Here is a 20,982-nt window from a genome sequence, read left to right as displayed (position 1 = left end):
ATCTGCCTGGGCCCCCGCGCGCCTTCCGGTCGTGACCGCGCCGGCGTGCACGGGGCGTGATCACGGTATCGGGAGTCGGCGGACCCCCGGGGCCCGGGTGCCGTCGCACGCCGGGCTGCCGGGGGCCGCCGATGTACGCCGGGGTCAGGGCGATTCCGGCGAGGCGGAGCAGCAACGCCTCGCCGACTCCGGTCCCGGGGGCCATCACCACACATGGCGTCCCGGCCGGCGCTCTTCCCCCCGATATGCAGGTACTGACGTACCTCTCGCATCCAGTTTTGAAGAGCAAGTCGCCACCATCGGGCTGCGGTTGCCCGGTAGACCCTGGCGTGACTCCACCATCACAGCGTGACGCCCGGTGAACAAGTGCCGCCCTGCTGCATGTTCTCGCAATTGCAGGAACCTGCAGCGACCGCCCGGCCCGGGCTCTCGCGCGAAGCTGCGGCGGCAGGTAAAAGCGCTGGTCAGATGGGTGGGTGGCGGAGGCCTACCCTCCGGCCGATACCGGCGGGTAGCCTTCCACGACCCGGCGGCCGCCCACCCCGGGCCGGGCGGATTCCCGTCGGACGCGGCCGCACCGGGCCCCTGGCTCCCGGGCGGGCCTCAGCGGGACAGCAGCCGGCCGCCCGCGAGGCCGGCGGCGGTGCCCCAGGCGGCGACGGCCCAGGCGGCGGCCAGCAGGACGAACAGGCCGGCGGCGAGACCGGTGAACCCGGCGAAGCCGGTGTGCTGGGCGAGGGCCGCGGAGCCGGTCACGCAGGTGCCCACCGGGAAGGTGAACGCCCACCAGGTCATCGCGAAGGGCATCCCGGCCCGGCGGGCCCGCAGGTTGACGGCGGTCGCGATGACCAGCCAGAGCATCGCGATGCCGAGCACCGCGACCCCGTACAGCTCGGCGATGGCGAGTGCGGCGGGGGCCAGCCGCGGGGTGACCGGGCGGGCGGCGTCGGCGAGCTGGTGGACGGCGGTGGTGGACTGGCCGAGCGGGCCGAGCACCAGGAACAGCGAGGGGGTGAGCACCAGGCTGGGCAGCTTGCTGTGGACGAGCCCGGTGAGCACCAGCGGCAGCAGCGCGAGGGTGGCCAGCAGGCCGATCCCGAAGAGCGCGTAACAGCTGTACAGCAGGGCCTGCTGGGCGGCGCCGGCCGGCAGGTGCGGGACGAGCGCGGGGCCGGTGGAGGAGGCCACCAGCGGGGCGACCACGGGCAGCAGCCAGGTGGGGTTGGCCTCCAGCGGGGAGACCGGGTGCCGGGTGATCATCAGGTACGGGATGCCGGCCGCGACGGCCAGGGCGTACAGCGCGCCGACGCCCCACAGCACCGCGTCGAGGGCGACGGCCGGACCGGTGCCGATCACCCGGGAGCCGAGCAGCAGCGTCCCGAGCCCGACCGAGAGCAGGGCCATCGGCGGGCAGCCGTAGAAGACGGCGGTGGCCGGGTTGTCCAGCAGCTGGGCCCGGGCGGCCTCGCGGTGCCGGGTGAGGTGGACCAGCCGGGCGGCTCCGAGCACCAGCAGGGCGGCCAGCCCGAGCGCCCACATCAGCTCGCCGAAGCCGATCAGCCCGGGCAGCTCGACCGGGAGGACGGCGGCGGCGTTGCCGAGGATCGCCGTGCCCATGACGGCGGCGTACCAGTTGGGGCCGAGCTGGGCGAGGTCGGGCCGGAAGGACCTGGCGGACGGAAGGGCGCTGGTGAGGGTGGTGGCCATGGCATCCACCGTGCCGCGGACGGACGGACTCCGGTAGCGCCGCGCGCTCTATGACGGCATAGCCTGAGGCTATGCCCCTCTCGCCACGCGTCCCTGAACTGGGAGCCCTGGAACTTCTGCTCGCCGTGGCCAGGCTGGGCAGCGTCGGACGGGCGGCCGCCGAGCTCGGGGTGAGCCAGCCGACCGCCAGCGCCCGGATCAAGGGCATGGAGCGGCAGATCGGGGTCCCCCTGCTGGACCGCTCCCCGCGCGGCTCGCGGCCCACCGAGGCGGGCCGGCTGGTGGTCGAGTGGGCGCGGCAGGTGGTGGAGGCGGCGCAGGCGATGGACGCCGGGATCGACGCCCTGCGCGAGCGGCGGGACGCCCGGCTGGTCGTGGTGGCGAGCCTGACGGTCGCCGAGTACCTGATGCCGGGCTGGCTGCTGGCACTGCACTCGGCCAGCCCGGGCACCGCGGTGACGCTGCGGACGGCGAACTCGGCGGACGTGGCCGGGCGGGTGCTGGCCGGCGAGGCGGACCTCGGCTTCGTCGAGGGCCCGACCACCCCGACCGGGCTCTCCGGCGCGGTGGTGGCCGCAGACCGGCTGGTGGTCGTGGTCGCCCCCGGGCACCCGTGGGCCCGCCGCCGCCCGGACCGCTCGCCGCTGACCGGGCCGGAGCTGGCCGCGACCGCGCTGGTGCTGCGCGAGCCGGGTTCGGGCACCCGGGAGGTGCTGGAGATGGCGCTGGAGCCGTACGGGGGCGCGGCGAAGCCCCTGCTGGAGCTGGCCTCGTCCACCGCGCTGAAGGCGGCGGCGATGACCGGGGCCGGCCCGGTCTGCCTCAGCGAGCTGGCGGTGGTGGAGGAGCTGGCCACCCGGCGGCTGGTGGAGGTGCCGCTGGCGCAGGGGCTGGACCTGCGGCGCCCGCTGCGCGCGGTCTGGCCCGCCGGGCAGCGGCCGAGCGGCCCGGCCCGGGAGCTGCTGGGGCTGACCCGGCAGACCGGGCCGTACACCGTCCCCGGACGTTCATCCGAAAGTTGAGCGGAATAGACTCAAGTTAGTGCATGCTGTAGTCAGCAGGATTTCCATCGACGAGGGAGGACACCCCAGCAGTGGACGCCAGCAAGTTCACCACCAAGACGCAGGACGCCCTGTCCGCCGCGATCCGGCAGGCGGGCGCCGCGGGGAACCCGGACGTCAAGCCGGTGCACATCCTGATCGCCCTGCTGGAACAGCCCGAGGGCATCGCCAGGCCGCTCCTGGAGGCGGTCGGCGCGGACACCGCCCGGATCGACGGCGAGGCCCGGCGGCAGTCCGCGGCACTGCCCAGCGCCATGGGCTCCACCGTCGCCGCGCCGCAGCTGGCCCGCGACACCCTCGCGGTGCTCACCGAGGCCGGGAAGCGCGCCGACGACCTGGACGACCAGTACGTCTCCACCGAGCACCTGATGGTCGGCCTGGCCGCCGAGGGCGGCGCGGTCGCCGAGCTGCTGGCCCAGCAGGGCGCCACGCCCAAGGCCCTGCTCGCCGCCTTCAAGGACGTCCGCGGCAGCGGCCGGGTCACCTCGCCCGACCCCGAGGGCACCTACAAGGCGCTGGAGAAGTACGGCACCGACCTCACCCAGGCCGCCCGGGACGGCAAGCTCGACCCGGTGATCGGGCGGGACCAGGAGATCCGCCGGGTCGTCCAGGTGCTCTCCCGGCGCACCAAGAACAACCCGGTGCTGATCGGCGAGCCCGGCGTCGGCAAGACGGCCGTGGTCGAGGGCCTGGCCCAGCGGATCGTCGCCGGGGACGTCCCGGAGTCGCTGCGCGGCAAGCGCCTGGTCTCGCTGGACCTCAGCGCCATGGTCGCCGGGGCGAAGTACCGCGGCGAGTTCGAGGAGCGGCTGAAGGCCGTCCTGAACGACATCAAGCAGAGCGACGGCCAGGTCGTCACCTTCATCGACGAGCTGCACACCATGGTCGGCGCGGGCGCCGGCGGCGACTCCGCGATGGACGCGGGCAACATGCTCAAGCCGATGCTGGCCCGCGGCGAGCTGCGGATGGTCGGCGCCACCACCCTGGACGAGTACCGCGAGCGGATCGAGAAGGACCCGGCACTGGAGCGCCGCTTCCAGCAGGTACTGGTCGGCGAGCCCAGCGTGGAGGACTCCATCGCCATCCTGCGCGGCCTCAAGGGCCGGTACGAGGCGCACCACAAGGTGCAGATCTCGGACGCCGCCCTGGTCGCCGCGGCCACCCTCTCCAACCGCTACATCACCTCCCGCTTCCTGCCCGACAAGGCGATCGACCTGGTCGACGAGGCGGCCTCCCGGCTCCGGATGGAGATCGACTCCTCCCCGGTGGAGATCGACGAACTCCAGCGCTCCGTCGACCGGTTGCGGATGGAGGAGCTGGCGCTGGAGAAGGAGTCCGACCCGGCCTCGGTCGACCGGCTGGCCCGGCTGCGCCGCGATCTCGCCGACAAGAACGAGCAGTTGAGCGTTCTCACGGCCCGCTGGGAGCAGGAGAAGAAGAGCCTGAACCGGGTCGGCGAGCTCAAGGAGCGGCTGGACGACCTGCACGGCGCCCTCGACCGCGCCCAGCGGGACGGCGACTTCGAGCGCGCCTCCAAGCTGATGTACGCCGAGATCCCCGCCGCCGAGCACGAGTTGGCCGAGGCGCAGGAGCGCGCCGCCGACCAGGACGCCAGCACCTCGATGGTCAAGGAGGAGGTCGGCCCGGACGACGTCGCCGATGTGGTCGCCTCCTGGACGGGCATCCCGGCCGGTCGGCTGCTGGAGGGCGAGAGCGCCAAACTCCTGCGCATGGAGGACGAGTTGGGCCGCCGCCTGATCGGCCAGCGGGAGGCCGTCCAGGCCGTCTCGGACGCGGTGCGCCGCACCCGCTCCGGCATCGCCGACCCGGACCGGCCGACCGGCTCCTTCCTCTTCCTCGGCCCGACCGGCGTCGGCAAGACCGAACTCGCCAAGGCCCTGGCCGACTTCCTCTTCGACGACGAGCGGGCGATGGTCCGCATCGACATGAGCGAGTACGGCGAGAAGCACTCCGTCTCCCGCCTGGTCGGCGCCCCGCCCGGCTACGTCGGGTACGAGGAGGGCGGCCAGCTCACCGAGGCGGTCCGCCGCCGCCCGTACAGCGTCGTCCTGCTGGACGAGGTCGAGAAGGCCCACCCGGAGGTCTTCGACGTGCTGCTCCAGGTCCTGGACGACGGCCGGCTCACCGACGGCCAGGGCCGCACGGTGGACTTCCGCAACGCGATCCTGATCCTCACCTCCAACCTGGGCTCGCAGTTCCTCGTCGACCCGGCCACCCCGGAGGAGATGAAGAAGCAGCTGGTGCTGGAGTCGGTGCGGGCCGCGTTCAAGCCGGAGTTCCTCAACCGGCTGGACGACATCGTGGTCTTCGACCCGCTGGGCACCGCCGAGCTCAGCCGGATCGTCGACCTCCAGGTGGACCTGCTCGGCGCGCGGCTGCGCGAGCGCCGACTCACCCTCCAGGTCACCGCGGACGCCCGGGACTGGCTGGCCCGCACCGGCTACGACCCGGCGTACGGCGCCCGGCCGCTGCGCCGCCTGGTGCAGTCCGCGATCGGCGACCGGCTGGCCCGCGCCATCCTCTCCGGCGAGGTCCACGACGGCGACACCGTGGTGGTCGAGCGGGACGGGGACGCCGACCACCTCAGCGTCCGCGCGCGGGGGCCGCTGGAGAAGTAGTCCGGCAGGTCCGGCGGGCCGCCGCACCGGCAGCGGAGGGCGGCCCGCCGGACCTGCGCCGACCCCGTCGGCCACGTCCGGGCGCCCCTGTGAGCGAGGCCCCGGATGAGGCAGGATGGGACATGGAAGGGCGGCCTCTCATTGCCGGCCACCACGTGCACTGAGGAAGAGGACCCCCATGAGCATCGACCCGTCGTCCATCCCGTCGTTCGGCCTCCCCCAGGGCGGTCAGCCCGGCGGCGGTCAGGGTCGCCCGGCCGGCCCGCCGCCGATCATCGTTCCGGACCAGGCCCTGGTGACCCAGCTGCTCGACCAGATGCAGCTCAAGCACGTCGTGGACGAGGAGGGCGACCTCACCGCCCCCTGGGAGGGCTTCCGCGTCTACTACATGTTCCGCGGTGACCAGAAGGAGCTCTTCGCCGTCCGCGCGTTCTACGACCGCTCGTACCCGCTCGAGGACAAGGCCGAGATCCTCGACCTGATCGACGAGTGGAACCGCGAGACCCTGTGGCCCAAGGTCTACACGCACACCCACGAGGACGGCGTGGTCCGCCTGATCGGCGAGGCCCAGATGATCGTCGGCACCGGCGTCAACCTCGACTACTTCGTCACCACGACCGCCAACTGGACCCAGGCCGCCGTCGGCTTCGAGCAGTGGATCGTCGAGCGCCTCGGCCTCCAGAAGGAGATCGAGGGCGAGGAGGGCGAGGGCGGGGCCCCCGAGGACACCAACGAGGCCTGACCTCCCCCGAACACTTCGGCATCGGCCCGCCACCGGCACCCCGGTCGGCGGGCCGTGCTTGTCCCCGGCCGCCGACTGCCCCCAGGATGGGGCCGACGACGAGCCGTGAGGAGCTGCAATGGGTGCGAGGCCGCTGTTGAACCGCCGGCTGGCGGGCATGGGCACGACGATCTTCGCGGAGATGTCCGCCCTGGCCACCGCGACCGGCTCGATCAACCTCGGACAGGGCTTCCCCGACACCGACGGCCCGCGTGAGATCGCCGAGGCCGCGGCCCGCGCGGTGCTGGACGGGCAGGGCAACCAGTACCCGCCCGGTCCCGGCATCCCCGAACTGCGGACCGCGATCGCCGAGCACCAGCAGCGCTTCCACGGCCTGTCCTACGACCCCGACACCGAGGTCCTGGTCACCGCGGGCGCCACCGAGGCCATCGCCGCCGCCCTGCTCGCCCTGCTGGAGCCCGGCGACGAGGTGATCGCCCTCGAACCCTTCTACGACTCCTACGCCGCCTGCATCGCCATGGCGGGGGCCGTCCGGGTCCCGCTCACGCTGCGTGCACCGGACTTCCGGCCCGACCTGGACCGGCTGCGCGCCCTGGTCACCCCGCGTACCCGGCTGCTGCTGCTGAACACCCCGCACAACCCGACCGGCACCGTGCTCACCGCCGACGAACTGGCCGCGATCGCCGCCCTGGCCGTCGAGCACGACCTGCTGGTGATCGTCGACGAGGTCTACGAGCACCTGGTGTTCAGCGGCGCCCACCACCCGATCGCCGCCCTGCCCGGCATGCGCGAGCGCACCGTCTCGATCTCCTCGGCCGGCAAGACCTTCTCCTTCACCGGCTGGAAGGTCGGCTGGGTGACGGCGAGCGCGCCGCTGGTCTCGGCGGTCCGCACCGCCAAGCAGTACCTGACCTACGTCAGCGCCGGGCCGTTCCAGTACGCCGTCGCCGAGGCGCTGCGGCTGCCCGACAGCTACTTCACCTCCCTGCGCGCCGATCTGCTGCGCAAGCGGGACCTGCTCGCGGACGGGCTGGACGCGGCCGGCTTCCGGGTGTTCCGGCCCGCGGGCACCTACTTCATCACCACCGACATCACCCCGCTGGGCGAGAAGGACGGCATCGAGTTCTGCCGCGCCCTGCCCGGCCGGTGCGGCGTGGTCGCGATCCCCAACGCGGTCTTCTACGACGACTCCGCGGCCGGCCGGTCGCTCGTCCGCTTCACCTTCTGCAAGCGGGTCGAGGTGCTGGAGGAGGCCGTCGCCCGGCTCGGCCGGCTGTAGCCGCCGAGCGGCCTCGACCAGGGCGGGCCGGCACTCCGCCCCGGCCTGACGATCAGTCAACTCGACTACCCCACCTGACTTGTCACTGCCTGTGGGGCAACTCCCCATGCCCCGGCGGCACGAGTCGCGGCCGCCTGCGCCCGGCGTATCGCGGACGGGGGCGTGCGAGCCGCGCCCGCGGCGCATGACCAGAGTGCACGGCGCACGACCCGGGGCGAAGAGCGCGCGCGGTGCAGAGTCGCACACCGGGTCGATCAGACCAGGGAAGCGGGTGTGCTCGAAACGGTGAATGCTTGACAAAGTTGGGTAAATCACCGACGGACCCGGCGTATTCATGCTTCTCTGCTGCTGAATCTCCAGCCGGAATCCTTCCTTCCACGGTCGGCCGCGCCCTGGACCGCACAGCCACGAACAGCCTCGCCAACGCCTGGCCCTACTCGGATGCTGCACGGCGGGCGCGCACGGAGCTGAAACGCGGAGCCGAGCATGCTCACCACACTGCAGACCTCCTACACGGACACCCGCGCCGGTGACCTGGCCTGGTGCCTGGGCGGCGACCCGCTGCCCGCTCTCGCGGTTCGCGACCTGAGACTCGACAACGCCGGCCGCCCGGGCCCGCCCGGCACCCTCCAGCTGCGGCTGCTGGGCGCCTCGCACCAGGTGGTGATCGCCGCCGGCCCGGGCGAGTGCCTGGAGACGGTCGCCTGTCTGCCGGGCCGCCGCACCCCGCTGCCCGCCCGGGTCGCCAAACAGGTGGCCGGCTGGGAGTACGAGTTCGCGGCCCGGATCGAGGCACTGCCCCCGCACGAGTTCGCCGCCCGCGCCCAGGAGCTGCTGGCCCTGGTCGAGGGCCATCCGCGCGGCCTGGCCGGCGTCTTCCCCGGGGATCCCAGCGCCTTCACCGCACTCGTCACCCAGGGCGGCCCGGACCGGCTGCTCTGGCGCACCTGGCACGCCTACCCGCAGGAGGGCCAGCTGGTCTGCACCCGCTCCTCCCTCGTGGTGCCCCGGTGAGGGCGACCACCCGCCACCGACCGCCGAAGAACCCGGAATCGCACGCAGGAACGATCCGTCAACCTCCGGCACCCCGCTGTCCGTCGAATGGACGCAGCTATCCGTACCGAACGTCGCCTAGCGTTTGTTCGTGATCAACCATCCGGCCGGTCCGCCCGCTCAGCCGGGACTCGACCTCGACGACGGCAGCCCACCCCGGCTCGGGCGGAGCCTGACCCCCCTGCCCGCCCGCCGTCGCGCCCGGCTGCGCGCCCGCCCCCGGCTCGCCCGGCTGGCCGTCCTGCTGGCCGCGTTCGTCTGCGCGGCCTGCGGACTCGTCTACGAGCTCGAACTCGTGGCGCTCGGCAGCTATCTGCTCGGGGACTCGGTCACCCAAACCTCGGTCGTGCTCTCCGTCATGGTGTTCGCGATGGGCCTCGGCTCGCTGCTCGCCAAGCGCTTCACCCGCCGCCCCGCCACCGCCTTCGCCCTGGTCGAGTGCGCGCTCGCGCTCACCGGCGGGCTGTCCGTCCTCGCGCTCTACTCCTGCTGGGCCTGGATCGGCCGCTACCAGGCCGCCATGGTCGGGCTGACCTGTCTGATCGGCATCCTGATCGGCGCCGAGATCCCGCTGCTGATGACCCTCATCCAGCGGATCCGGCGGGAGGACGCCGGGCGGGCCGCGGCCGACCTGTTCGCCGCCGACTACGTGGGCGCGCTGATCGGCGGCCTCGCGTTCCCGTTCCTGATCCTGCCCGCCTTCGGCCAGGGCACCGGCGCGCTGGTCACCGGCGCGGTCAACGCCGTCGCGGGGGCCGCGGTGGTGCTCTGGCTGTTCCGCGAGGAGCCGGCGCCGAGGGTCCGCGCGCTGCTCTGGGGCGGCTGCGCGCTCGTCCTCGCCGTGCTCGCCGCGGCCGCCGCCTGGTCCGGGGCGGTCGAACGGGCCGCCCGGCACGCCCTGTACGGCGCGCAGGTCCGCTTCGCCGCCCACAGCCGGTACCAGGAGATCGTCCTCACCGGACCGGCCGAGGGGCCGCTGCGGCTCTACCGGGACGGGCGGCTCGCGGTCTGCGGCCCGGACGAGTACCGGGGCAGCGAGGCCCTGGTCCACCCCGCGATGGCCGCCGGACCGGACGCCCGGGTGCTGGTGCTCGGCGGCGGCGACGGGCTCGCCGCGCGGGAGGTGCTGCGGCACGGCGGAGTCCGCTCGGTGCTGCTGGTCGACCTCGACCCGGCGCTCACCCGGCTCGCCCGGACCGACCCGGGCCTGGCCGCGCTCTCCGGGCGCTCGCTGGACGACCCGCGGGTGCGGACGGTCGCCGCGGACCCACTGGAGTGGCTGCGCGGCGTCCGGCCGGGGGACCGGGCCTTCGACGTGGTGCTCGCCGACCTGCCCGCCCCCTCGGACGGCGGAACGGTGAAGTTCCACTCCCAGGAGTTCTACGGCCTCGCCACCCGGCTGCTCTCGCCAGGCGGGCGGCTGGCCGTCCGGGCGGGAAGCGACGAGCACGGCCTCTGGCAGGTCGAGTCCGGGCTGCGGGCTGCGGGCCTGCGCACCGTCCCCTACGCGGTCCAGGGCAGCCCGACGGCGAGCTGTGTGCCCGGCAGGGACGACGGCCAGGACTTCCTGCTCGCGGCCGCCGCCCAGCCCCCGCTCACCCTCTCCCCGGACGCCCCTCCCCCGCGCGCCCTCAGCTCGGACGCCCTGCGCGCCTCCTCCGCCCGGCTGACCGCCCGGCGCCCCGCCCGGCCGCCGGCCGCCCTGACCCTGCTGGGGCCGCACTGACCCGGCGGGACCGGGGTGGGACCGGGGTGGGGGCGGGGTGGGACCGGGGCAGGGAGCGCGGCCCGGGTGCGATCGGACCGCCCCCGGACGGAGCGGCCGGGGCGACCGGTGGGCCCCATCGCGGGGACCACCGGGGGTTGGGTCGGTAGGCTCCGTGGCATGGAGCATGAGGTTGTCGTCCCGATGCCTGCCGAACCGGTCCGGCAGGCGCTGCAGGATCCTGCCCTGCTGGCCCGCTGCGTGCCAGGGCTGAGCACCGAACCGGCCGCGGCCGGCCGCGGCCCCGCCGACGAGATCAGCGGACGGCTGCGCCTGCGGATCGGCACCTCCACCATCACCTACAAGGGCGTGCTCTCACTGATCGAGGGCCGCGAGGGCGTCCTCACCGTGTTCGCCGAGGGCCAGGAGGCGCGCGGCAGCGGCGAGGCCAGCGCCACCGTCCGGGTGAGCGTCGCGGACGGCACCGAGGGCGGCACCAGCCTGGTCCGCTTCACCGGCGACCTGAGCGCCACCGGGCGGCTCGCCGAGTTCGACGACGAGACCCTCGCCGCCGCCGGCCGCCGGCTGCTGGACCGCTTCGTCGCCGCCCTGGCCGCGCCGGAGGGCGCTGCCGAGGCGGAGCCGGAGGACGACGAGGAGGAGCCCACCGAGCCCGCCGAGGTCGTCGAGGGCTCCGAGGACGACCGGGCCGCCGCCGACGCCGAGAGCGCCGAAGCCGTCGAGGCCGCCGAGAACACCGACGGCATCGACGCCGCCGAGGCCTCCGAAGCCGCCGAGGAGGAGACCGGCGCCACCGTGCACTTCCTGGAGGACCGCCAGGACGAGCCCGGCGACGATCTGGACGACGACCTCTCCGACCTGATCGCCTTCTCCGACGCCGACGCCGAGCGCTTCGGCCTCCCCACCGGCGACCGCACCGAGCACCCCGGGCAGGACGACCGCGAGGGCTCCGGCGACTCCGGGAGCCCCACCGGGGACGGGGACCCGTCCACCGAGCTCCCCGCCGAGCTGCCCTTCGAGTACGAGCAGGAGCCGGTGCTCAGCGGTCCGGTCCGCCGCAGCATCGTCGGCCGCTCCGCCGAGGAGGTCGACCACGCCCCGCCGCGCGGCCGCTACGCCCCGGCCCTGCCGGCCCGCAGCGCGCGCGCCCGCGCCGCGTCCCGCTGGGGCGGCGAGGCCGGCGGCATCGTGGTGCCGGGCCCCGGCGGCCGCAATGCGGTGCCGTGGGTGATCGGCGGCGGGGTGGCCCTGCTGGGCGGCGCCGTGGTGCTGGTCAGGGCGCTGCGCCGACGCTAGGCCCTACCCGGGCCCACCGCCCGCAGGGCCTAGACTGAACGCTCATGAGCAACGACCTGAGCAACGACCGCGACGCCCTGCTGGCACAGATCAAGGACAAGGCCGTCGTGCACGGCAAGGTCACCCTCTCCTCCGGCAAGGAGGCGGACTACTACGTCGACCTGCGCCGGATCACCCTGGACGCGCAGGCCGCGCCGCTGGTCGGCCGGGTGATGCTGGACGTCACCGCCGACCTGGAGTACGACGCCGTCGGCGGGCTGACCCTGGGCGCCGACCCGGTGGCCGCCGCGATGCTGCACGCCGCCGCCGCCCGCGGCCGCGAGCTGGACGCGTTCGTGGTCCGCAAGGCGGGCAAGGCGCACGGTCTGCAGCGCCGGATCGAGGGCCCGGACGTCAAGGGCCGCCGGGTGCTGGCGGTCGAGGACACCTCCACCACCGGCGGCTCGGTGCTGACCGCCGTCGAGGCCCTGCGCGAGGCGGGCGCCGAGGTGGTCGGCGTCGCGGTGATCGTGGAGCGCGGCGGCGCCGCGGCGGTCGAGGCGACCGGCCTGCCCTACGTGACCGCGTACGACCTGGACGACCTGGGCCTCTGAGCCCGCGAGCCCCTCGGGCATCGGCACAACGGCCGGGGCCGGTCCTGTTTCACGTGAAACAGGACCGGCCCCGGCCGTTCGTCGTCTACGGGGTTCAGCCCCGGCGGTGGCGGCCGCCGGCCTGGACGGCCTCGCCGTCCTCGGCCACGGCCTCGGCGCCGCCCGCCTTCTTCTTCTTCCGCTCCCGCAGCACCTCGATCAGGATCGGCGAGACCGACAGCAGCACGATCAGCAGCACGGCCGGGATCAGGTACTTGTCGATCACCGGGGCGAGCGCGTCACCGAAGAAGTAGCCGATCAGCAGCATGGACTCGGTCCACAGCACGCCGCCGATCACGTTCCACAGGAAGAACGTCCGGGCCGGCATCTCCAGGGTGCCGGCGACCGGGTTCAGGAAGGTCCGGACGATCGGCATGAAGCGGGCCAGCACCACCGCCTTGCCGGGCCCGAACTTGTTGAAGTACTCCTCGGCCTTCAGCACGTACTCACGGCGGAAGATCTTCGACTCGGGCTTGTCGAACATCTTCGGCCCGGCCTTCACCCCGATCAGGTGCCCGAGCTGGGCACCGGCGATGGCGGCCACCGGGGCCCCGATCAGCAGCACCCCGATCGGCAGCTTCGTACCGTCGCCGAGCACCGACGAGGCGGCGTTCGAGGCGGCGACCCCGGCGATGATCAGCAGGGAGTCACCCGGGAAGAAGAATCCGACCAGGAGGCCGGTCTCCGCGAAGATGATCGCGATGAGCCCGATGGCACCGAGGGACGAGATCAGTGATTTGGCGTCGAGCAGATTGACGGCCAGCTGGTTGTAGTCCACGGCCGCAGGATAGCGGGCCCGTATTGACGCGGGCTTCGGACCGGGGGTCGAGAAGGCCGTCATCCCTTCGTCGCATGTGGGCCCCCGTCCCGACAGGCGGGCCACATGGTGGTCCGCGGGCCCGGGATGGGAAGATGGCCCCGGCGTCCCGGACCGCGGTCGCAAACACCCTCATTGTCGTACCGCAGCGGCCGCCTCGAACCTTGGTACAGGAGAGCCGCACCGCAGAGCCGCGCGTAGGCCCCGGTACCCCGGAGTCGTCACGAAGGCGTACACAGCGTCGGACAGCACCGTCCGTACGCCGCAACCCGACAGGAGCGGATTCGCATGCCCATCGCAACTCCCGAGGTCTACAACGAGATGCTCGACCGGGCCAAGGCGGGCAAGTTCGCCTACCCGGCCATCAACGTCACCTCGTCGCAGACCCTGCACGCCGCGCTGCGCGGCTTCGCCGAGGCCGAGAGCGACGGCATCATCCAGATCTCCACCGGTGGCGCGGAGTTCCTGGGCGGCCAGCACAACAAGGACATGGTGACCGGCGCCGTGGCGCTGGCCGAGTTCGCGCACATCGTCGCCGCCAAGTACGACGTCACCATCGCGCTGCACACCGACCACTGCCCTAAGGACAAGCTGGACGGCTACGTCCGCCCGCTGCTGGCGGTCTCCGCCGAGCGCGTCGCCAAGGGCCAGAACCCGCTGTTCCAGTCGCACATGTGGGACGGCTCCGCCGAGACCCTGAACGACAACCTGGCCATCGCCGAGGAGCTGCTGGCCCAGGCCGTCGCCGCCAAGATCATCCTTGAGGTCGAGATCACCCCGACCGGTGGCGAGGAGGACGGCGTCACCCACGAGATCAACGACGAGCTGTACACCACCGTCAACGACGCCGTCCGCACCGCCGAGGCCCTGGGCCTGGGCGAGAAGGGCCGCTACCTGCTGGCCGCCTCCTTCGGCAACGTGCACGGCGTCTACAAGCCGGGCAACGTCGTGCTGAAGCCGGGCCTGCTGCGCGAGCTGCAGGACGCGATCGGCAAGCAGTACGGCAAGACCGACCCGTTCGACTTCGTCTTCCACGGCGGCTCGGGCTCCACCACCGAGGAGATCGCCACCGCGCTGGAGAACGGCGTCGTGAAGATGAACCTCGACACCGACACCCAGTACGCCTTCACCCGCCCGGTCGTGGACCACATGTTCCGCAACTACGACGGCGTGCTGAAGGTCGACGGCGAGGTCGGCAAGAAGAACACCTACGACCCGCGCACCTGGGGCAAGCTCGCCGAGGCCGGCATGGCCGCCCGCGTACTGGAGGCCGCGCAGCAGCTGCGCTCGGCCGGCAACCGCCTGAAGTAAGACCCCCGTCCCAACCGACGGCAGGGTCTGCGGTCGCGCCCCCCAGTGGTTCACTGGGGGGCATGACCATCCACCAGAACCTCCTCGGGGGTCCGCCCCCGACGCACCTGCCCGCCGAGCCCGCTCCGCTGGAGCTGCTGGCCGGCGGCGCCTCCCCGGCCGAGGTCGCGGCGAAGTTCCCGACCTCCTCGCTGGCCTGGGCCCAGCTCGCCGACGACGCCTTCGCCGCCGGCCGCACCGTCGAGTCCTACGCGTACGCCCGGACCGGGTACCACCGCGGGCTGGACTCGCTGCGCCGGGCCGGCTGGAAGGGCCACGGCCCGGTGCCGTGGGAGCACGAGCCGAACCGCGGCTTCCTGCGGGCGCTGCACGCGCTCGGCCGGGCCGCCGCCGCGATCGAGGAGAAGGAGGAGGCGGAGCGCTGCGCGCAGTTCCTCCGGGACAGCTCGCCGACCGCCGCCGCCACCCTGGGCTGACCGGCCCGGTCCGACCGACCGCCCCCGCCGCCCACCCGGGCGGCGGGGGCGCCGCGCGCCCGTAAACGCCCTGCGTACCGGGTGCGTGGACATGCACAGGGTCTCCGTGCCAGGGTGGGCGGGCGAGGGGGGCGCACACGTCGGTTCGAACGCTCCGCGGCCCCCGCCGGTCCGACAGGAAGCCTTCGACGTGCCCCCAGCAAGATCCGCCCAGCGCGGCACCCGTGCCCGCAGCGCCGGCCCGCGAGGCGGCCGGGCACGCGGCAGCCAGGCGGGCACCGGACAGGCACGCGGCAGCCGGCGCCGGCGCCGCCCGCGCCGCCGGCTCGGACCGGGCATGATCGCCGCGCTGGTCGCGGCGCTGGCGATACTCGGCGGCACCCTCTTCATCCTCAACCGGCCCTCCGTGCTGCCCGGTACCGGACCGACCGCCCAGGGCCGGGTCGCCCCGCCCGGCGAGAGCTCCGCCCCCGCCGCCGCGCCCGCCACGACCGCCCCGGTGCCCACCCCCACCCCGGAGCCGCCCGCCCCGCCGCCCGTCGTGGAGCCCAGCGCCCCCGACCCGGGACCGGCCAAGGGCGCCGGCACCTTCACCGTCGCCCCGGGCGCCGCCGCACCGGTCGGCAAGGGGACCGTCCGCCGCTACCGGGTGGAGGTCGAGGACGGCATCGGCATCGACCCGCCGGCCGCCGCCGCCCAGGTCCAGGGCATCCTCGCCGACAAGCGCGGCTGGACCAACGACCGCAAGAACGGCTTCCAGCTGGTGGCGGGCGGCGCGTACGACTTCACCGTGAAGATCGCCTCGCCGGCCACCGTGGACAAGATCTGCGGCGCCGCCGGCCTGGACACCCACGGCGAGGTGAACTGCAACGTCGGCAACCAGGTGCTGGTCAACGTCAAGCGCTGGAACACCGGGTCACCGCAGTTCAGCGGGCCGATCGACGAGTACCGGGCGCTGATCGTCAACCACGAGGTGGGCCACCGGATCGGCCACGGGCACGAGACCTGCCCGGGCAAGGGCAAGCCCGCGCCCGCCATGATGCAGCAGATCTACGGCCTCAAGGGCTGCGAGCCCAACGCCTGGCCGTACACGGCGGAGGGCACCTATCTGGGCGGCCCGTCGGTGCCCTGACCCGGGCCACCACCGGGACCGATCCGAGACCTGTTCAACGGCGTCCCGGGACAACCCCGACGTAGGCTGACCGGATGACAGCTGACCGCACGACAGCCAAGATGCGCCGCGTCCCCGCTCTGCTGGGCGCCGTCGGGATCGTCCTCGGCGCGGCCGCCTGCTCCTCCTCCGGAGACTCGGACAGCAGCTCGGGCGGCGGGGGGAAGCTCTCCTACGACCAGGTGCGGTCGACGGCCCAGGGACTGTCGAAGACCGGACCGTGCCCCTTCGGCCTCGACCTCGCGGCGGCCCTGAAGAGCGCCGGGATCGACCGCCCGGTGACCGCCGGGGCCAAGGACGAGCAGCCGGTGGGCACCGACCTCGGCGACGGCGTCCCGGCCCAGGACTGGCCCTCCGGCGCCAGCCACCCGGCGGAGCTGCCCTCGATGCCCGCCACTCCCCCCTCCGCGTGGGTGACCTGCACCTACACGGTGGGTTCGACGCCCGTCCGGATCGATCTGCTGGCCATTCCCCAGAACGACGTCGCGGTCAACATGATGCTGCCGCACATCCAGCGCTTCGGGAACGTCGGGGTGGCCCAGCTGAGCCAGTTCGCCGGTGACAAGGCCAAGGCCGGCGAGACCAGGCTCACCCCGGGCGAGGCCTCGGTGGGCGTCACCCGGGTCGCGGTCAAGGGCAAGGGCGACCTGGTGCTGACGCTCACCCAGGACACCGTGAACGCGGAGGTGGAGCGCTCCCTGATCGGCGAGCCGCTGCGCAAGGCGACGGCGCAGCTCGCCACCCAGCTGCGCCCGTGACCCCTCGCCGGCCCCGGGCTCGGCCCAGTGCCCGAGCCAGGGCCCGGACCACTGCCCGCGCCAGGGCCCGGGCCAGTACTCAGCCCAGGACGGGCAGGTAGGCGCGGAGGTCGCTGCGCTCGCCGCTGGCCGACACCGCTCCGGCGTCCACCGCGGACGCCCAGCCGGTACGGCCGGTGGCGAGCCGGATCCAGGTGAGCGGGTCGGTCTCGACCACGTTCGGCGGGGTGCCGCGGGTGTGCCGCGGCCCCTCGACCGCCTGCACCACGGCGTACGGCGGGATCCGCAGCTCGACCGCGCCGCCGGGCGCCTGGTCGGCGAGGGCGTCGGCCAGCAGCCGGGTGACGGCGGCCAGCGCCTGCCGCTCGTGCGGGAAGGCCGCCGACCCCACCGCGTCGGCCAGGTCGTCGGCGTGCACGACCGTCTCGACCAGCCGCGTCACCAGCATGTCGGTGAGCGACATCGAGCCGAGCCGGATCTCGAACCGCCGGCCCGGGGTGGCCGTCCCGGGCTCGGCCAGGACGGCGATCAGCCCGGCCGCGGCCCGCTGGAAGGCGTCCGCCACCGAGGCCGGCGCTCCGCCGAACTCCCCCGCCGCCTTCTCCCTGGCCTGCGCGTCGAGCAGCGGCGCGACCGTGCCGACCCGGACGACCCACTGCAGCAGGTCCAGCGGTGCCCGCCCCTCCAGCGGGTCGCCGAGGTGGGCCGGCACCCAGTCGATCTGGACGGCGAGGTGCGCGATCAGCTCACGCACCGTCCACTCCCCCAGCCGGGTCGGCCGGGCGAGCAGGTCCGCGGCGTCGGGGCGGGCGCAGAGGTCCCGGACGGTGTCGCGCAGTGCGGCGGTCTGCGCCGCCAGCGCGGCGCTGACCTTCGGGTGCTGGTACGTACGGGACTTGGCAGGCATGCGCCCCAACATACGCCGAGGGGCGGACGGTTCCGCAGAACCGTCCGCCCCTCTGCTATTCGCCCGCTCGCCTCTTGGCCGCTCGGGGCGGCCCTTCAGCTCGGTGCGGGGTGTCAGGCGAGCAGGGCCTCGATGACGCCGGTGTGGGCGTCCTTCAGCTCGGCCAGCGAGACGGTGAACTGGCCCTGGACGTCCAGGACATCGCCGTCGACCACACCGATGCGGGTGGCCGGAAGGCCCCGCGCGGTGCACATGTCGTTGAACCGGAGCTCCTCGCTGCGCGGCACCGCGACGACCGCGCGGCCGGCCGACTCGGAGAACAGGAACACGAACGGGTCCTGGCCCTCGGGCAGGATGATCCGCGCACCGTGACCGCCCTTGAGGCAGCTCTCCACCAGGGCCTGGCCGAGGCCGCCGTCGGAGAGGTCGTGCGCGGCGTCGATCATGCCGTCGCGCGAGGCGGCGATCAGGATGTCGCCGAGCAGCCGCTCGCGCTCCAGGTCGACCTTGGGCGGCAGACCGCCCAGGTGGTCGTGGACCACCTGCGACCAGGCCGAGCCGCCGAGCTCGTCCGCCGTGTCGCCGAGCAGGTAGAGCAGCTGCCCCTCCTCGGCGAAGGCGATCGGGGTGCGGCGGGTGACGTCGTCGATCACGCCGAGCACCGCGACCACGGGGGTCGGGTGGATGGCGGTCTCGCCGGTCTGGTTGTAGAGCGAGACGTTGCCGCCGGTCACCGGGGTGCCGAGCTCCAGGCAGGCGTCGGCCAGACCGCGGGTGGCCTCGGCGAACTGCCACATCACGTCCGGGTCCTCGGGGGAGCCGAAGTTGAGGCAGTCGGAGATCGCGAGCGGCTTGGCACCGCCGGCCGCGACGTTGCGGTACGCCTCGGCGAGGGCCAGCTGGGCACCGGTGTACGGGTCCAGCTTGGTGTAGCGGCCGTTGCCGTCGGTGGCGACCGAGACGCCGAGGTTGGTCTCCTCGTCGATCCGGATCATGCCGGAGTCCTCGGGCACCGAGAGCACGGTGTTGCCGAGCACGTAGCGGTCGTACTGGTCGGTGATCCAGGACTTGGAGGCCTGGTTGGGCGAGCCGGCGACCTTGAGCAGGTCGGCCTTCAGGCCCTCACCGGTGGTCGGCCGGGCGAGGCGCTCGGCGGTCGGGGCGTCGGCCTGCAGCGCGTCCTGCCAGCTCGGGCGGGCGTACGGGCGCTGGTAGGTCGGACCCTCGTGGGCGACGGTGCGCGGCGGCACGTCGACCACCAGCTCGCCGTGCCAGAAGATCTCCAGACGCTCGCCGTCGGTCACCTCACCGATGACGGTGGCGATGACGTCCCACTTCTCGCAGATCTCCAGGAAGCGGTCGACCTTGCCGGGCTCGACGATGGCGCACATGCGCTCCTGCGACTCGCTCATGAGGATCTCCTCGGGCGAGAGCGTGTTGTCGCGCAGCGGCACGGTGTCCAGCTCGATCCGCATACCGCCGGAGCCGGCCGAGGCCAGCTCGGAGGTGGCGCAGGAGAGGCCGGCGCCGCCGAGGTCCTGGATGCCCTTGACGAGCTTCTCGGAGAAGATCTCCAGGGTGCACTCGATGAGGAGCTTCTCCTGGAACGGGTCGCCGACCTGGACCGCCGGGCGCTTGGCCGGGCCGGTGGCGTCGAAGGTCTCGGAGGCGAGCACCGAGACACCGCCGATGCCGTCGCCGCCGGTGCGGGCACCGTAGAGGATGACCTTGTTGCCGGCGCCGGAGGCCTGCGCGAGGTGGATGTCCTCGTGCTTCATCACGCCCACGCACAGGGCGTTGACCAGCGGGTTGCCCTGGTAGCAGGAGTCGAAGACGACCTCGCCGCCGATGTTCGGCAGGCCCAGGCAGTTGCCGTAGCCCCCGATGCCCGCGACGATCCCGGGCAGCACGCGCCGGGTGTCGGGGTGGTCGGCCGCACCGAAGCGCAGCGGGTCCATCACGGCGACCGGGCGGGCGCCCATCGCCAGGATGTCGCGCACGATGCCGCCGATGCCGGTGGCCGCGCCCTGGTAGGGCTCGATGTACGACGGGTGGTTGTGCGACTCCACCTTGAAGGTGACCGCGTAGCCCTGGCCGACGTCGACCACACCGGCGTTCTCGCCGATGCCGACGAGCATCGCGTCGCTCTGCGGCTTCTTCTCGCTGAACTGCTTCAGGTGGACCTTGGAGCTCTTGTACGAACAGTGCTCCGACCACATGACCGAGTACATCGCGAGTTCGGCGCCGGTGGGGCGGCGGTCGAGAATCTCGCGGATGCGGGCGTACTCGTCCTGCTTGAGGCCCAGCTCGGCCCAGGGCTGGGAGGCGTCCGGGGTCTGCTCGGCGTTCTTGACGGTGTCGAGGCTCATCAGGCGTTCACCAGCTGCTTCAGGACGGAAGTGAAGAAGCCCAGGCCCTCGACGGTCGGACCGGTGAGCGGCTCCACGGCGTGCTCCGGGTGCGGCATCAGGCCGACGACATTGCCGGCGGCGTTGGTGATGCCGGCGATGTCACGGTACGAACCGTTCGGGTTACCGTACCCGTCGGCGGCGTTGCCACCGGTCAGGTAACGGGCGACCACGCGGCCCTCCGCCTCCAGCTCGTCGAGGACGTGCGCCTCGGCGACGAAGCGGCCCTCGCCGTTCTTCAGCGGGACGACGATTTCCTGGCCGGCCGAGTAATCCCGGGTCCAGGCGGTGCCGGCGTTCTCGATCCGCAGCTTCTGGTCGCGGCAGATGAAGTGCAGCGAGTCGTTGCGGGTGAGCGCGCCGGGCAGCAGGTGCGATTCGCACAGCACCTGGAACCCGTTGCAGATACCGAGAACCGGCATTCCCAGCTTCGCCTGCTCGATGATGGTGTCCATCACCGGGGAGAAGCGGGAGATGGCGCCGCAGCGCAGATAGTCGCCGTAACTGAATCCGCCCGGCAGGACGACGGCGTCGACCTGGTGGAGATCCTTGTCACGGTGCCAGAGGGCGACCGGCTCGGCGCCGGCCAGGCGGACCGCGCGCTGGGCGTCGCGGTCGTCGAGGGAACCAGGAAAAGTGACGACGCCGACTCGGGTGGTCACTTGCCCTCCTCCTCGACGCGGACTGTGAAGTCCTCGATCACGGTGTTGGCGAGGAAGGTCTCGGCGGCTTCGCGGATCCGGGCGAGCGCGGCGTCGTCGACCGGGCCCTCCAGTTCCAGCTCGAAGCGCTTGCCCTGGCGGACGTCGGCGATCCCGGCGAATCCGAGACGGGGCAGTGCACGCTGCACCGCCTGTCCCTGGGGGTCGAGGATCTCCGGCTTGAGCATGACGTCGACTACGACGCGTGCCACTGGCACTCCCGGTGGTGTCTTCGTGAAGGCGGGGGAACTCCAGACTACCGGGGGTTTCGGGCGACTTTGCTGGCCGGGCCGGGCGA

The 20,982-nt window shown here is 73.3% G+C and carries 18 protein-coding genes; 12 read left to right on the top strand and 6 right to left on the bottom strand.

Annotation, left to right across the window (positions count from 1 at the left end; translation table 11 throughout):
• Window positions 1-603 precede the first annotated feature (603 nt).
• Window positions 604-1,707 (bottom strand): TDT family transporter, encoded by a 1,104-nt coding sequence (locus ACFVVX_RS21165; RefSeq protein ID WP_387947736.1) that lies wholly within the window; start codon window positions 1,705-1,707, stop codon window positions 604-606.
• A 71-nt stretch (window positions 1,708-1,778) separates the two neighbouring features.
• Between ACFVVX_RS21165 and ACFVVX_RS21160 the strand changes: the two genes are divergently transcribed.
• From ACFVVX_RS21160 to pyrE, 8 genes are all read left to right on the top strand, one after another.
• Window positions 1,779-2,729, top strand: a complete 951-nt coding sequence (locus ACFVVX_RS21160; protein WP_387947735.1) for a LysR family transcriptional regulator — start codon at window positions 1,779-1,781, stop codon at window positions 2,727-2,729.
• A gap of 71 nt (window positions 2,730-2,800) precedes the next feature.
• Entirely contained in the window at window positions 2,801-5,407 is a 2,607-nt protein-coding gene (gene clpB, locus ACFVVX_RS21155; protein ID WP_387947733.1) for an ATP-dependent chaperone ClpB, read from the top strand.
• A 178-nt stretch (window positions 5,408-5,585) separates the two neighbouring features.
• Complete coding sequence (locus tag ACFVVX_RS21150) at window positions 5,586-6,149, top strand: YbjN domain-containing protein (RefSeq protein ID WP_387947731.1); 564 nt, start codon at window positions 5,586-5,588, stop codon at window positions 6,147-6,149.
• Window positions 6,150-6,267: 118 nt separating this feature from the next.
• Window positions 6,268-7,428 carry a pyridoxal phosphate-dependent aminotransferase gene (locus ACFVVX_RS21145; RefSeq protein ID WP_387947729.1) on the top strand — a complete coding sequence of 387 codons (1,161 nt, stop codon included), beginning with the start codon at window positions 6,268-6,270 and terminating at the stop codon, window positions 7,426-7,428.
• Between the two features lie 486 nt (window positions 7,429-7,914).
• A complete protein-coding gene (locus ACFVVX_RS21140; RefSeq protein ID WP_387947727.1) occupies window positions 7,915-8,442 on the top strand; it encodes a DUF2617 family protein in 528 nt (175 codons plus the stop codon).
• Between the two features lie 130 nt (window positions 8,443-8,572).
• Complete coding sequence (locus ACFVVX_RS21135; RefSeq protein WP_387947725.1) at window positions 8,573-10,207, top strand: polyamine aminopropyltransferase; 1,635 nt, start codon at window positions 8,573-8,575, stop codon at window positions 10,205-10,207.
• A gap of 159 nt (window positions 10,208-10,366) precedes the next feature.
• Window positions 10,367-11,503 carry an SRPBCC family protein gene (locus tag ACFVVX_RS21130; protein ID WP_387947723.1) on the top strand — a complete coding sequence of 379 codons (1,137 nt, stop codon included), beginning with the start codon at window positions 10,367-10,369 and terminating at the stop codon, window positions 11,501-11,503.
• A gap of 44 nt (window positions 11,504-11,547) precedes the next feature.
• Window positions 11,548-12,096, top strand: a complete 549-nt coding sequence (gene pyrE / locus ACFVVX_RS21125) for an orotate phosphoribosyltransferase (protein ID WP_387947721.1) — start codon at window positions 11,548-11,550, stop codon at window positions 12,094-12,096.
• A 94-nt stretch (window positions 12,097-12,190) separates the two neighbouring features.
• On the opposite strand, the gene ACFVVX_RS21120 is transcribed toward pyrE, so the two are convergent.
• Window positions 12,191-12,913, bottom strand: coding sequence for a DedA family protein (locus ACFVVX_RS21120; protein WP_387947719.1), 723 nt, complete (start codon window positions 12,911-12,913; stop codon window positions 12,191-12,193).
• A 327-nt stretch (window positions 12,914-13,240) separates the two neighbouring features.
• On the opposite strand from ACFVVX_RS21120, the gene fbaA reads away from it, so the two are divergent.
• From fbaA to ACFVVX_RS21100, 4 genes are all read left to right on the top strand, one after another.
• The gene (fbaA, locus tag ACFVVX_RS21115; RefSeq protein ID WP_387947717.1) at window positions 13,241-14,263 is read left to right on the top strand and encodes a class II fructose-bisphosphate aldolase; all 1,023 of its coding nucleotides are present in this window, start codon (window positions 13,241-13,243) and stop codon (window positions 14,261-14,263) included.
• Window positions 14,264-14,325: 62 nt separating this feature from the next.
• Window positions 14,326-14,739: a DUF3151 domain-containing protein gene (locus ACFVVX_RS21110; RefSeq protein WP_387947715.1), complete on the top strand. Its 414-nt coding sequence runs from the start codon at window positions 14,326-14,328 to the stop codon at window positions 14,737-14,739.
• A 190-nt stretch (window positions 14,740-14,929) separates the two neighbouring features.
• Window positions 14,930-15,871, top strand: coding sequence for a DUF3152 domain-containing protein (locus tag ACFVVX_RS21105; RefSeq protein WP_387947713.1), 942 nt, complete (start codon window positions 14,930-14,932; stop codon window positions 15,869-15,871).
• Between the two features lie 74 nt (window positions 15,872-15,945).
• Window positions 15,946-16,668, top strand: coding sequence for a hypothetical protein (locus ACFVVX_RS21100; RefSeq protein ID WP_387947712.1), 723 nt, complete (start codon window positions 15,946-15,948; stop codon window positions 16,666-16,668).
• 79 nt (window positions 16,669-16,747) lie between these two features.
• On the opposite strand, the gene ACFVVX_RS21095 is transcribed toward ACFVVX_RS21100, so the two are convergent.
• The 4 genes from ACFVVX_RS21095 to purS all read right to left on the bottom strand — a co-directional run bounded on the left by ACFVVX_RS21095 (window position 16,748) and on the right by purS (window position 20,896).
• Window positions 16,748-17,575, bottom strand: coding sequence for a sterol carrier family protein (locus ACFVVX_RS21095; protein ID WP_387947710.1), 828 nt, complete (start codon window positions 17,573-17,575; stop codon window positions 16,748-16,750).
• A gap of 113 nt (window positions 17,576-17,688) precedes the next feature.
• Window positions 17,689-19,944, bottom strand: a complete 2,256-nt coding sequence (gene purL, locus ACFVVX_RS21090) for a phosphoribosylformylglycinamidine synthase subunit PurL (RefSeq protein WP_387947708.1) — start codon at window positions 19,942-19,944, stop codon at window positions 17,689-17,691.
• Window positions 19,944-20,645 (bottom strand): phosphoribosylformylglycinamidine synthase subunit PurQ, encoded by a 702-nt coding sequence (gene purQ / locus ACFVVX_RS21085; RefSeq protein WP_387947706.1) that lies wholly within the window; start codon window positions 20,643-20,645, stop codon window positions 19,944-19,946. Before purQ ends, purL begins: the two co-directional genes overlap by 1 nt.
• Window positions 20,642-20,896, bottom strand: coding sequence for a phosphoribosylformylglycinamidine synthase subunit PurS (gene purS, locus ACFVVX_RS21080; protein WP_033250393.1), 255 nt, complete (start codon window positions 20,894-20,896; stop codon window positions 20,642-20,644). The genes purQ and purS overlap by 4 nt, the downstream gene beginning before the upstream one ends.
• Window positions 20,897-20,982: the final 86 nt, after the last annotated feature.

Origin of the sequence: Kitasatospora sp. NPDC058170 (assembly GCF_042883905.1) — a bacterium.
Classification (GTDB): Bacteria; Actinomycetota; Actinomycetes; order Streptomycetales; family Streptomycetaceae; genus Kitasatospora.
The sequence above is the reverse complement of the archived record's forward strand: the minus strand, read 5'-3'. Positions and strand labels throughout refer to the sequence as shown.